A 13,399-nucleotide genomic window follows, 5' to 3' on the forward strand; every position below is an offset into this window, starting at 1 on the left:
GGGATCAAACCAGTTGCCTATGTCTGGCCGCCGTTTCAGCGGCCAGACATAGGCAAAAGGACTCATGCGCCTGGATTACACTCACCCAGCGAACCACCTTTGAACATCGGATGCTCAGGGTCGTATTCGACCTGAGCACGTGGCGTGATCTCGACGATTTCCAGAGTGTCATAAGCATTTGTCGGATTCTCGTTGCCACGAACAACCAACACGTCTTTGAAGCACTGATGGTCTGCGCCACGATACCAAGTCGGACCGTTGCCCAAACCGTCGAACTCGAAGTCTTCCAGAGCTTCAACAACTCCGCACGGATTGAATGTACCAGCACGCTCACAGGCATCCGCATAAAGCAGGACTTGTGCATAGCAAGTCTGTGCTGAGTTGGACGGCGGCTTGCCGTACTTTTCACCAAAGGACTTCACAAAGGCCTTTGTGCCCTCATCCTGAAGCTGCCAGTTCCAGTTCATCGAACCCAGCACGCCTTTGATGTTCTCGCCAGCACCAGCTGCCATCAGTTCGGAGTACAACGGTACGACGATCTTGAAGTCCTTGCCATTAGCGACTTTATCGAGCAGGCCGAACTGGATCGCGTTAGTCAGCGAGTTAACCATGTTGCCGCCGTAATGGTTCAAAACCAACACATCTGCGCCCGAGTTCAGAACCGGCGTGATGTAGGAGGAGAAGTCCGTCGACGCAAGTGGTGTTTTTACAGTATTGACCGTCTCCCATCCCAAAGCTTCGGTCGAGGCAACAATCGACTCTTCCTGGGTCCAACCCCAGTTGTAGTCCGCAGTCAGGTGATAAGCCCGGCGTTCGTTGCCCATTTCAGCCGCAAGCACGGGTGCGAGTGCAGCGCCGGACATATACGCGTTAAAGAAATGACGGAACCCGTTTGCTTTCTTGTCCTTACCGGTCGTATCGTTGGCGTGGGTTAGACCCGCCATGAATATAACGCCTGCTTCTTGACACAGGCCCTGCACCGCAACGGCCACACCCGATGACGAACCGCCGTTGATCATGATCGCGCCGTCTTTTTCGATCATCGACTTTGCAGATGCACGTGCGGCGTCTGATTTGGTCTGTGTGTCGCCGGTGACGAATTCAACCTTTTTGCCAAGGATACCGTTGCCCTTAAGCACCTTCGAAGTGAAAGTGTTCAGGCAACCACCATCTCCTTCACCGTTGAGATGTTCGACCGCAAGTTGTTGCGCCAGAAGCTCGTCGTTACCCTCTTCTGCATACGGCCCTGTCTGGGGAACATTGAAACCCAGCGTTACGGAACCGCCGGTTGGTTCGTTGGTGTAAGCAGCAGCCGACGAAGCCGTGAAGATCGTAGGCAAGAAAAGACCAGCACCTGTAACGGCACCAGACTTCAATACGCCGCGGCGTGTGATAGATTTATTGGTCATTAATTCCTCCCATTTCCCTATCTTACGTCTACTGGCTCCTCTTCCAGCAGACGAAAGTGCACAGGCGTGCAAACCAACAATGGAAGGCTGTTAGAAAATTACGCAACAAATTACTGGATTTACAACATAATCTTGTAAAGCTATTTACCGATTGCGACAAATACTGTAAAAAAATTACACTTGAGAATAAAAAATGTCTTTGTTTTAATCAGTTAAATGAAAAGTCTGTTCGTCACGCTTCTGCTGTGAATCGTCGTGCATGCTTTGCCTTCTATTAGCTCCTTGGTTTTCATAGCCAATCGATACCAAACATCAGCGTTATATCCGCGCCTGCCCGTCGCCCAACCTCACGCCCCGTTGCCTCCATGCGAGCCAGAAAGTCAAAATAATCTTCATCCTTTTCTCGCTTCATAGGGACGCGTTCATCTGACACCGAGCTACCAATGTTTGCGCTGTCCAGGATTTCACTGAAGTTCTTCGGCGGGCCTTTTTCAGTGGGTATCTGTTTCCCCTCTGCGTCGAAGTATTCACCTTTAATGACCGCGACAACAATTTGCTTCCCTGCCTTCTGTTCCAAGCTTTTTACTCTGCGTTTTACATTAATTTCTTCGCCTCCAATGCCGTGATCCGGCGTTCAAGTTCGGTTGTTTCCAGTACCCGCCTGTACTGCTCAACGAGCCCCATGAACACGTTACATTCCGAATAGTCCTGTCAAAGACTTGCAACGAATGCCCCGTGTCCAACATGCCCGTTGGCGCGGGTTTCGTTTAAGCTGCGACTGCCTTGCGGCTCTCAAGAAAGCTAGAAAGGTCGCTCTCTTTCCACGCCACAATATTCGCAGACATTTTAACCGGACGCGGGAATTCACCCCGATCCATCAAGCGGTAGATTTGACGGCCAGAGAGGCCCGTCACATCCTCTACTTCTTTGCGGCGATAATGCTTCTCAATCATCGCGTTTCCCATTGTCTACCACCGGCAACCAATGTCCAGCGGCTTCAATGGTTAGCTATTCTAGGCACGTTTAAGTCATTGGGAACATGCTGTTTTACCCAAGATACCCAACTTTGCGGGTTGAGAATTTGGGTATTGTTTTTAGGTATTGGCCTTAGTTCTTGGGTATTTTTGGCTTAGTTTTTGGCTATTCTGAACCACTAGACCGGTCACCCCAAGCACTGGCGATTGCTTTGGTCATTGTAGATGTGCCAATCTCTCGCCCGATTTCACCTTCAATCTGTGTTCGCAACGTCTTTACTGGCACATCTGGCCTGCCGTTTGGATACAGCTTGTGAAGCGCATCAATGGCAGGTTTCATCAGATTCTTGCGGCCAACTTTCTGCGTCTTTGAGTTTCTGAACGGGGGGAACTGTGAGTTAAGCTCATCGCGGTCGAAAATCATGTCGATAGCACCGAGGTTGGTTCTGAATCTCTTGAGACTGTGCGTTAGCTGTCCAGTCTCAAGCGCCATTGTCGCGATCCGGTCATCAAGCCAAATATTCTTATCTTCAATCCTTAAAATACCTTCGCTGCTTTTGTGGTGCGCTGAAATTCGGCCCCGATACAATGCGTCTCTGGCTGTATCCATAAAAGCCCGTAGCCGTTGGACTTGGATCGACCTCAGCGCCTTGGGCGGCGGCGGTGTGATATGCCTACCGAGAGATTGGGACCAATGCGGAAAAAATTGATCTATCGGGTCAAAGCCGCCTTTCTCAATTTTACCGGCAATTGAAAGTAGGTGCTTTGCGTCAGCCCCATCTTCAAAAATACTCTTTGCCTCTTTTGATAATTTCTGCCCAGCGCTCTTTTGTTTCACCGACACCAAAAGCCAATTTGTCGCTGAATCAGGATCAAGGCCCATGTCGCTCAATTGCCGACGATGCGCTGCAACCGCCTCAGAGGCAGCTTCTACATTAGACTGGACTTCACCCTTTAATTCAGTGTCGTCCTGAATGTCTGGGTAAAGGTGAAAATACACGCGCCTGCGCATTTCATCGAAGCGACAATATGGCCGGGGGAGAAATGAATGCGTCATACCTGCCCCGCCATCTTGATTATCTCGCCACCTTTGAGCGCTAAATATGAGGCCCAGGCATCCATCAGCAGGCGGCGCTTTTCAAACATATCCGACCGTGCATAGGCTTTTTCCGTATCATCGCCCACCTTGTGTGCCAGCGCCATTTCGCAGACTTCGCGCGGAAAGTTGGTTTGCTCCTGCGCCCACGTCCTGAAGCTGGCCCGGAAACCGTGAATATCGCAGCCGTATCCCAGCCCGCGAACGAGTTTCAGCAGCGTGGCATCACTTAGGGGTTTTTTGTGAATCCGACCGGGGAAAACCAGATCCCCCTGATGTAGTTTCCGTGACTCTCTCAATATCTCCACAGCGCGACCAGTTAAGGGTACCCGATGTCCCGCCGCCATCTTCATTCGCTCAGCAGGCACCGCCCAGACATTCTTATCGAAGTCGATTTCGCTCCAAACAGCCTCGCGAACCTCAATTGAGCGTGCGGCAGTGTGGATCAGGAATTCAACGGCCAATTTGGTACCGGGTTCGGCGCTACTATTGCGGACACTGACAACGCACTCCGATACTTCCTGATATGGAAGTGACTTGCGGTTGGTTCGCTTGCTTCTGTTCTGTTTAGGCAAAACGGCCTTAACGGTTTCTGCCGGATTGTCTGTTCGCCACCCTTTAGCAATGGCCCACTTGAAAACAGTGCTGATCCGCTGACGTACCCGGCGCGCTGTATCATCTTTAGTTGTCCATATAGGAAGCAATGCCGCTAGAACTTGCCCGCCATCCACCTCGGCAACACTGACATTCCCAAAATGTGGGAAAGCGTACGTCTCAAGCGAACTCAAATATATTTGCGCGTGTTTGGCGTTGCGCCATGACTTCTTGTTGGCCTCGTGCGCTTCCCTTGCGGCTTTCTCGAAAGTCGGGATTTCTTCGGCGCGTCTTTTCTCAGCCGTTGGGTCGCCCCCTGCCCTAGCGGTACGCCTGTTATCTAGCGCCGCCTCGCGCGCACTGGATAGAGAAACAAGGGATACTGATCCTATTGCAATCTCGCGCCGCTTACCCCGGATCATCAGACGTTGAATCCAGCGCCGTGCACCGCTTGCGTCAACTTTGAGGTACAAGCCGTTACCATCAGCATAAAGCGCAGGCCCCTTGGCTGACCGAACAAACGGAGCCTTCAATGCGTTCTGGGGATGCTGACCCTTTCGCTTGCCTACCATTATACCCAACATTCTTTTTGTCATTGTACGTCCACGCATGGCAACGCACAACACAAACATGCCTGTATTTAAAAAGAGAATTTCAACAGGTGGCAACGCAAGTCAATCAGGGATGGCAGCCCTACGGGCTACCATTTCCGCACCCTATCGACAGTAAGATCCATTTCTGCGGCGCGTTGTGTCGAAATGAAAATGACCGGCATGAAACCGGTCGGCATCAGGGCCAAGCACCGTGCCGAACACACCGCAGGCGCCTGCGTGCAGTTCTTGCATCACGTCCTTGGTGTCCTCATCCGCCCATCCGTCCTGAACGGTAATGATAGTGCCATCCATCAAGATGAAGGATGAGATATCGATGGCCCGACCCTGCGCATGGGCTGAAAGCCGCGCGCGTGGCTGGTTGTTCTGTGTCTTGCACGCATAGTGACCAGCCAGCCGCAGCCCCTTCAGGCCACCGCCTTGATCTGCAAAGGCCGGTTTGGCGGTGTTTTCAAGCCATGCCTTGAGCGTGATCGCGGTCGGGCAATCCAATGTCGCAAACTGGCTGAGCAGTATCCCAGATACCGCGCGGATACGCACAGGTTCAACGATGCCGCAGCCTCGGTATCTGCCTTTAAACGGCTTTCGGGTTTCGCCAATTATGGTCCAATCTCCGCAGATCGCACCACGATCATTCATCCTTTCGATTTCGACCTCAAATTTACGAAATCTGCACGGACGTAGCCGTGGCCTTGGAGAGGATGCGAGCTCTTTCCTTGGGGCAACCACTTCTTCTTCTGGGATTTCCTCAAGATCTGCTGGCAATTCAAAGGGAGTGCGTGCCTGGTTCAAGGCGTCTTCTTCACATCCTGGGGTTGCGTTTGCCGTGCTGGCGCAGAGAACAAACAAAAGAACCAATAAACGCGTCAACCATTCTCTCCGTTCTCGGACAAAGCGGGCACCTCGCCCTCAGGCTATTCAAATCACAAATCTATCGCGGATCCATTCGCCACCGGACTGATCAAAGCCTTCCCCTGCGTCCACCGCCCCCCGAACATACCACGGCTCGGCACGCTGCCGAGTAATTTCCCCCAGCAGTGCGACAATTGTTTATCCGTTTGCAACAAAGGGCGCGTTTTTTTCTCACTATCGGCTTTTCCGTACACAAACGAAAACACCAAGAAGCTCACCGATTGGTGCTTCTTTTGAAGGCATTTCCCTGCACCGACAATCTGACAAAACGAGTGCCGCCAAGTAGCACCCGGAACGGACCAGCCAGGGGCTCTTTCTGCTTGGTAAGACGTCCCTTCGTTTCGCCATCTTGGGTCTTACGGCGGCAAGCATCGTCTGGGTCGCGCTCGTGCAGCGCGGCCCGGATCCAGCCTATTTGCCCGCGATGGCCGAGCGGGCCGTCAATTTGCCGGATGGGCCTTCGGTCTACGTACAAAAGTATGAAGTCACCGTAACCGAATGGAACAGATGCGCCGACGAAGGTGGCTGTGAACTGACCTTGCGCGCACGACCTGACCAGGACCCTGCTACAACACCGGCAACCGGGCTGAGCTATGTGGACGTTCAGCAGTATGTCTCTTGGATCAACAAAAGAAGCCGCCACGATTTCCGGCTGCCGACAGCTGAAGAATGGAACTCGATGGCCGCCGCGGTTCTTCCCGAGAAACCCGATCCTATCTTTACGGACCCGTCGTTAACCTGGGCATCCAGCTATCTCGTTGAAGGCATAGCCCCACGAGCGCTCAAGCCTCAAGGCAGCTTTTCTGCATCCCCCGAAGGCGTCATCGATCTCGACGGCAGCGTCTGGGAATGGACGATGGAATGTTACGATGGACTGGATGGTGGCACCGCTCCTGATCGTTGCCCGGCGTTCTTCGTGGGTGGAGAGCACTTGGCAGCGATGTCTTATTTGGTCAGGGATCCCGCACGTGGAGGTTGCGCTGTCGGAACGCCACCGGCCCACCTCGGGATGCGCCTGATCAGTGACGAAGCGGTTTGAGCATCTGACGCGCCCTATGCGATTGTCCTCGCCCTACTGATGGTCCGACCGCACCGCTACTTCAATTGCAGGATATCTGGGATGCACTGCTTCCGCTGTGTCGGCATTTGATCCGCACCGTCCGATCGTTTGAGCCGTTTTGGCCCGTCCTTTACCTTGACGTTCGGCTTGGTCAGCGGGCCTTTTAACGTGACCGGCCACGGGCTGCGCGAAAGCGGCTCGCCGATTTTGCGCGGTTGCAGGTTCAGGTCCAGGGCCTTGTCGGCAATGTTAACACCGCCGAAGACGACGACTTGCACCTGATCCGTTTCCAATGTGGTTTGCTTGGTCGTAATGGTGCCGTTGGAAATGCTAAGGGGCGCGCGCATACATACGATTGGCGCAACCTTCTGCTTTTCCTTGGAGAAAACCCAGGGCAAAACGCCCAGCCCCGCCAGGTCCAACAACTGTGTCTCGATTGACCCGTCGCGCATAGAAACCGTGGCACTGCCGCTCATGGTACTGGCAAAGTGTTTGGCGGAATCGGTTCCTCCGGTTACCGAAAAATCCGCATAGATCGTGCCACTTGCACCCTTTTTGAAGTTCAGGTTGTGAAGGATGTCGTCCAACTGCCAACCACCGGCCTTGCCGGAAAGGGTCAGCAGATGCGCCTCATCAGAGAGATCCATCTGCCCGCTCAAATCAAACTGGGCCCCACCGTATTCAAATGCCAGCGGACCTGCGCGCAATTCCTCTTTGTTGAGTGTCAGTTCACTCTGCAAGCTGCTGATACCTTTGGCGCCTTCGATATGCCGAAGGTCAATATCAACATCCATATCAATACCCGACAGAAGAATGGAACGTCCGATGGGTTTCAGCGTCACATCCCTCAATGCGCCGGGTTCATCTGCTTCGCCACTGGCGTCTTCGACATCCTCCGCTGAGCCGCCGAGTTTTCTCAGTTGCGCGGCAGCCTGAACGATGTCACGAAGTTGATCGATCTTAATCAGGTCACTTTCAATAGTGCCCCGCAGCACTGGATCGCTTGTCGCATCATCAAGATCGGCCTCTATGCGCAGTACGGACTCGGCGAGTTCGACACTGGCGTTTGCGTTCCAATCGGTGCCTTCGCTCACCAAATCGATCCCAAAGCGCGCGCGCCCCGTTTCAACCGGGTCCAGCGACAATGCGGCCAACAGGTCTGCACCGGACGGAACGTCGACATCGATCGCCAGATCCAGGTTTTCGAATTTGAGGACATTCTTGACCGTGCCGTGCACCTCAAGGGACCAGACATCCGTTTCGCTCGTCTTGCCATCAAGGTTGGTCAGCGAAAGTTGATTGATGTTCCCGTTCAAATGAAAGTCACCCGAAAACCGACCCAACTGATCGTCTGGCCCGATGAGTTCGGGCGAAATCAAGCTGCTCGCGGGAATATCCATCTGGCCTTCGGCTGATACGCCTTGCAATTGCAGCGTGTTATCAACTGATCCATTCAGAATGATAAATGGATCAGCCGGGTTCCCGATGCGCAGGTTTATGTTTCCGACCCGCAAATTACCGTCGGCCGTTCTGAAAAGTTCCGAAAATTTGATCGGCGGCGGCCCTTCACCAGCGGTTTCCAAGGTAAAACCGTTGGTTTTGATAACCATTTGCCGCTGAGGCACCTGCCCCGGCACGCTGTCCATGACCATGTCAACCGCAATTAGCTTGAGATCATAGCGAGATGCCGCAGGGGCCGGTTCCGCATCTTCGGGGTAAAGCCGAATGCGGGTCGTCAGCGACACATCTGCGGGGTTCCCCAACTCTCCGATTTGGCCCGTCAGCGAAAGGCTTTGCCCGCCGTCCAATTCAGCCCACACGCTCAGATCATCAATCCGGGCGACGCCATCAGCCAATTTGAAGTTTGCCGCGACACTACCCGCCCCTTCCAACACACGGTTAAGTTTCAGTGCGTCCAGTAGCTGTCCGAGTTCTGCAACCTCCACAGTCGCCTTGACCTGTAACCCGTTCTCTTGGGGGATCTGTTCAGCCGCAATCGATATCTGCTCGAAATCCATTGCCATCTGAAACGGGTTTTCTGCAGGGAATGTCCCATTCAGGTCAAATGTTTCACCGTTTAACGATCCTGTCCCAACCGCCGATGCCGTCTTCGTTCCCTCGTCACGCGCCAGCACCAGGTCCTCGAGTTGCAGATCCAGATCAAGTCCGTTCAGGTCGTTCTGGTACAGAATGGTAACGTCCGTCAGGTCAATTCGACGATCCGCCAAAACTCCACCGACAGAAGGGTCCTGAGAATTCCCAGACTTTTGGGTTTCCGCCATGGAAAGCGACTGCCAGTTCGCGTTTCCGTCTTTGTCGGTGATCAGATTCAGGTGAACACCCGATATGGAAAGGTTGCTGAGCGACAGCTTGCTGTTCCAAAGATCGCGGGCAGAGATTTGGAACTCGATCGCGTCGATGGCCGCCAGATTCGCGTCTACCCCAGACGAACCGGGAAGCACCAGTCCCGCTGCCGAGACCTGCAGTTGCCGACCAAAGCCCAAACGCACTTCGTCCTCAATCAAAACGTCCTGACCAAGTTTCTTGGAGATCAGGTTTTCAACGAAACCGGTCCTAAGCGAAGAGAACAACGCCGAGGACAGGAACAGCCAAGCCGCCAAAACAGCAACAAACGCGATCGCGCAGCAAATCAAAATGCCGTTGAATATCAAACGCACGTTCTACTCCTTTGGTTTCGAAGCACTGTGTGGCCAGGCCAATTCCACGCGCGACACTTCAATACGCGGCTCTGCCGATGCTCTGAGCACTGCGCGCGCCTGAAGGATATGCTGCCAATTTCCAGTGATTTGATCAAACGGGAAACAACTTCAGTCCGCATAAACACCTGCGATGTCGTCATGCCGGGCAGCCTCGCACCAAATATCGGTAACACCTGCCCTATCGGGACATTTCGATAACGAAAAGTCATTCTATGCACGATCTTTCTGACGGTTCTGGCAGGCAGCAAGTGCCGGTTTCTCATACCATAAAATTAATGATATATGATAATTCAAATATATGAGGGACCAATGAACTCACTGACAAGAATTACACGGGGAATAGGTGCCGCCTTGCGGGACGGCCGGGTCAAAAGCCTGCTTGCTTTCACACTTGGAATGGTCCTCTGGGCATCTGTTTTCTATCACTATGTTGAAGGCTGGAGTTGGTTAGATTCCATCTACTTTTCTGTCGTGACAATCTCGACCGTAGGTTTCGGTGATTTTTCCCCTCAGACTGCGGCGGGGAAGATCTTTACGATGGTCTACATCATCGTAGGACTGGGCATCTTTGTGGCCGCGGCGACCACAATCGCAAACACAATCCTATCTCAGGACGACGAATAGTCACCGACAAAAACGCCAAAAAACTCAAGTGCTGCAAGATCGCCTGACGGTTGGGTTCTAGATGATTAGGCTGATCGCCATCCAAGGTGGCGCAAGGGCCTTAACGACGACCAAAGCCCGGATTTCACAAAAGATATTCATATTGGGTTTTTTGAGTGTATTGTTGCCAAAGTAACGGAGGGATGGAATGGAAAAGACACAGGACGCCAAGATCGTCGACCTTGCGATACGTTTGCTATTTCTCGGGGTATTTCTTTACAGCGCATTGGTAATGGTCGCCCCGTTGGCGAGCGTGGTGATCTGGGCCACAATCCTTTGTGTAGCGCTTTACCCGGTATTCGATTGGCTGCAGTCCAAGCTGGGCGGACGAAAGTCGCTGGCCGCAACGATACTGGTTTTGCTGGGTCTTGTGCTGACCTTGGGGCCGGTTGCCACTGCGGTGTCGGGGGCTGCTGAACTTGGGTCCGAGTTTGCCGAACAGGCTGACAGCGGCGAATTGAAAATTCCACCTGCCCCGGACAGCATCAAGGACTTGCCCCTGATCGGAGAAAGAATTGCAGAAGTCTGGGGGTTGTTTGAACGGAATCTGGATGGTGCGCTTGCAAAATACGGGGCGCAGATTCTTGAGATCACCAAGTCGCTGTTCGGAAAGGTTCTGGGCATCGGCATCGGACTGTTGGGTCTTGCGCTTTCGGTGTTGATCATGGGGGGCATGTTCAGCCCCGGCCCGAATTTGGTTCAAGGCCTTCAGCGCTTTGCCAACCGGGTATTCGCGCCGCGAGGTGGCGAGTTCGTGACGCTGGCGGGTGCGACGATCCGGAATGTGACCAAGGGTGTCATCGGTGTTGCTGCCATTCAGGCCGTGGTTGTCTGGATTTTGCTGTCGCTGTTCGGGATTTCATCCGCTGCGACACTGGCGTTTATCTGCCTGATCCTCTCGATTATCCAGATCGGGCCGGGATTGGTTCTTTTACCGGTTATCATCTACGCGTGGAGTTCTATGTCAGGCGGCGCGGCTTTGGCGTTCACCATTCTCGCCATTCCCACAACGATAATGGACAGCTTCCTGCGGCCCGTCTTCATCTCAAAGGGCCTAGAAACGCCTATGCTGGTGATCCTGATCGGTGTTCTCGGCGGTATGATGGCTTATGGACTGATCGGCATTTTCATGGGACCGGTTCTGTTTGCCGTTTTTTACGAGCTGTTCAAGGTTTGGATCGATGCCACGCCGGACGGTCATGACGCTGCGGACGGAGCGGCGCAATGAGGAAGACGATATGGACGACCCTAGCCGTCATAATGATTCTTCTCGTCTGGTATCTGGTTGCTGATCGAAAAACGCCATTTACCGGAAATGCCAGGGTCAAGGCCGTGGCAACCCAGATCGTCCCGCAAGTCACCGGAACTGTGATCGAGGTTTTGGTCGAAAATGGTCAGGTCGTCTCGGCCGGTGATCTTCTGGTTCGTATCGACCCAAGACCGTACGAAATCGATCGCGACAAAGCCGAAGCAGACCTGGAAGCGGCAACCCAAGAGGTTGGCGCCTCGTCGGCAGAAGTAAGCGCCGCTCAGGCCAAACTGGCAAGGGCGCAGAGTGATCTGGACACCATGCGCATCCAAACAGAACGCGTTTTTGCACTTGAAAAGAAAGGATTGATTGCCGTCTCAAAAGCAGACGATGCGCGAGGTCAACTGGCCGAATCCGAGGCGAATTTTGAAAACGCCGTAGCAGATCTGGAAAAGGCCAAGCAGCGGTTGGGTGACGAAGGAATTGAAAACCCCAAGATTCAGCGCGCGTTGGCCGCGTTGGCGGATGCAGAGCTTAACCTTGAATGGACAGAACTGCGCGCCCCGGCGACAGGCGTGATCTCTAACCTGCTGATCGCACCCGGAACTTATGCCCGGTCCGGGCAGGACCTGCTAACCTTCCTGGATGCGACGGATATCTGGATTGAGGCGTATTTCACCGAAAACAACCTGGGCCGGGCCTCGGTTGGATCTCCCGTGGATGTGGTGCTGGACATGCATCCCGGCAAAATTGTCCCAGGCGTCATCGAAAGCTTCAGCGCAGCCGTTTCCCTAAGCGGTGGCGACACACCCGGGCAGTTGGCCAGCCCACCAAGCACCAAGGGGTTTCTTCGCGAACCCGAGCGCTTTCCGGTACGTATCGTGCTGCCGGGCTACGAGGCCGGAAGCGCTGAGGATGACCTGCGCTTTCAGCTCAACGGGCAAGCCGACGTGATCATGTACCTTAGCGACAGCTCTCTGCTGAACGCGGTGGGCCGCGCCTACATTCGCGTGGTTTCGATCCTGTCCTATGCGTACTGAAGATCGGCGCGCAGTACACAGACTAGCGCTAGGTGTAACCAGCGTCTTCGCACTGGGCCTGTTTCTGGGGTGGCCTTTGTCCATTGTCGGGGCCGTGTTCACGGCCCTGTTTCTTCAGGCCCCAGCCGCACTGCCATTGGCTGCCTTCGCGAAGTTGTTTGTGTTCTCAATTGGGTTGATGTTCATTTCCTTCCTACTGTCATCGACCTTCGCGCCTTATCCGCTGGTTTTCCTAATTCTGGTGGCCATGGGGATTATCTTGTCGTTCATTTGGTCGATTTCCGGCGCTGGTGTTTTACCGGGGGTTATCGCCCTGATGGGGGCATTGATGATCCCCAACCTTGCGCTTCAATCGCAGGATCTGGCCTTGGTGCTTGTATTCTGGATCCCACTGAACCTGCTGTTTGCAGGCTTTGTTTCGACACTGATGTTTGTGGTGATACCAGCCGCACCTCAGACAGCGACCGAGAAAAAAGCTGCGTCCCCACCAGACTTTGATCCGTATCGCCGGGTCGTCAGAATGTCGCTTGTCACGGTTCCATTTGCTTTGGTATTTTTTGTGTCCGGCGCGTCGGCGTTGCTGGTTCTGTTCTTTGTTGCGCTTCTCAGCCAGCAGTTGGCGGCGATGCCTGCGGCGGGCAAAACCGTGGCAAAGGCAATGCTAACGGCAAACCTGCTTGGTGCGGCAGTATCCATCCTTTGTTACGAAATCAACGTCATCGCCCCTATTATTCTGACACCCGTTCTGCTTTGCTTTTTCGTCTGTATAACGCTTGGGGCGCTCGGAAATTCTCAAGCTTCGCTCGCCGCGGCGGCCGGCTCGGCCCTGACAACGGTGCTGATCGTCTATGGTGGATCGATTTCTCCGTTTTCGGATGAGGCCGACGTCAAAAGCATCACGCGCGTTCTGCAAGTCGCCAGTGCCGCGATCTTCGTGATCGTTGCTTATGTCGTGGTGGATGAGTTCTGGCCGGAAAAGAAACGGCAGACTTCGGCAAGCACCTGACAGGGTGCTGTCAGACGAATTCGAACCAGTCTCAGTGTGCCGTAGAAACCGCGAACCTATCCGGA

Annotated in this window: 12 protein-coding genes; 5 read left to right on the top strand and 7 right to left on the bottom strand. The window is 53.8% G+C overall.

All coding sequences use genetic code 11. The features are described from left to right. Positions 1-62 precede the first annotated feature (62 nt). From GOV38_RS19475 to GOV38_RS19500, 6 genes are all read right to left on the bottom strand, one after another. Positions 63-1,409 carry a substrate-binding protein gene (locus GOV38_RS19475; RefSeq protein ID WP_171130301.1) on the bottom strand — a complete coding sequence of 449 codons (1,347 nt, stop codon included), beginning with the start codon at positions 1,407-1,409 and terminating at the stop codon, positions 63-65. Between the two features lie 289 nt (positions 1,410-1,698). Further along, positions 1,699-1,986 carry a hypothetical protein gene (locus GOV38_RS19480; protein ID WP_171209609.1) on the bottom strand — a complete coding sequence of 96 codons (288 nt, stop codon included), beginning with the start codon at positions 1,984-1,986 and terminating at the stop codon, positions 1,699-1,701. Between the two features lie 190 nt (positions 1,987-2,176). Beyond that, positions 2,177-2,362 (bottom strand): AlpA family transcriptional regulator, encoded by a 186-nt coding sequence (locus tag GOV38_RS19485; protein ID WP_171209608.1) that lies wholly within the window; start codon positions 2,360-2,362, stop codon positions 2,177-2,179. A gap of 187 nt (positions 2,363-2,549) precedes the next feature. After that, positions 2,550-3,440: a hypothetical protein gene (locus GOV38_RS19490; protein WP_171209607.1), complete on the bottom strand. Its 891-nt coding sequence runs from the start codon at positions 3,438-3,440 to the stop codon at positions 2,550-2,552. Further along, positions 3,437-4,669, bottom strand: a complete 1,233-nt coding sequence (locus GOV38_RS19495; protein ID WP_254430598.1) for a site-specific integrase — start codon at positions 4,667-4,669, stop codon at positions 3,437-3,439. Before GOV38_RS19495 ends, GOV38_RS19490 begins: the two co-directional genes overlap by 4 nt. Positions 4,670-4,789: 120 nt before the next feature. After that, positions 4,790-5,323, bottom strand: a complete 534-nt coding sequence (locus tag GOV38_RS19500) for an extensin family protein (protein ID WP_171209606.1) — start codon at positions 5,321-5,323, stop codon at positions 4,790-4,792. Positions 5,324-5,984: 661 nt separating this feature from the next. Between GOV38_RS19500 and GOV38_RS19505 the strand changes: the two genes are divergently transcribed. Further along, positions 5,985-6,635, top strand: coding sequence for a formylglycine-generating enzyme family protein (locus tag GOV38_RS19505; RefSeq protein ID WP_371808532.1), 651 nt, complete (start codon positions 5,985-5,987; stop codon positions 6,633-6,635). Between the two features lie 56 nt (positions 6,636-6,691). Here the strand turns inward: GOV38_RS19505 and GOV38_RS19510 are convergent, their stop codons facing one another. Further along, complete coding sequence (locus GOV38_RS19510; RefSeq protein WP_171209605.1) at positions 6,692-9,334, bottom strand: AsmA-like C-terminal region-containing protein; 2,643 nt, start codon at positions 9,332-9,334, stop codon at positions 6,692-6,694. Positions 9,335-9,685: 351 nt separating this feature from the next. Between GOV38_RS19510 and GOV38_RS19515 the strand changes: the two genes are divergently transcribed. The 4 genes from GOV38_RS19515 (at position 9,686) to GOV38_RS19530 (ending at position 13,334) form a co-directional block, all read left to right on the top strand. Then, entirely contained in the window at positions 9,686-10,000 is a 315-nt protein-coding gene (locus GOV38_RS19515; RefSeq protein WP_254430597.1) for a potassium channel family protein, read from the top strand. Between the two features lie 187 nt (positions 10,001-10,187). Continuing rightward, positions 10,188-11,267, top strand: coding sequence for an AI-2E family transporter (locus GOV38_RS19520; protein WP_171130337.1), 1,080 nt, complete (start codon positions 10,188-10,190; stop codon positions 11,265-11,267). Beyond that, entirely contained in the window at positions 11,264-12,328 is a 1,065-nt protein-coding gene (locus GOV38_RS19525) for an HlyD family secretion protein (protein ID WP_171130339.1), read from the top strand. Before GOV38_RS19520 ends, GOV38_RS19525 begins: the two co-directional genes overlap by 4 nt. Then, complete coding sequence (locus tag GOV38_RS19530; RefSeq protein WP_171209604.1) at positions 12,318-13,334, top strand: DUF2955 domain-containing protein; 1,017 nt, start codon at positions 12,318-12,320, stop codon at positions 13,332-13,334. Before GOV38_RS19525 ends, GOV38_RS19530 begins: the two co-directional genes overlap by 11 nt. Positions 13,335-13,399: the final 65 nt, after the last annotated feature.

This window comes from Ruegeria sp. HKCCA5839, from assembly GCF_013035585.1.
Taxonomy (GTDB): domain Bacteria; phylum Pseudomonadota; class Alphaproteobacteria; order Rhodobacterales; family Rhodobacteraceae; genus Ruegeria.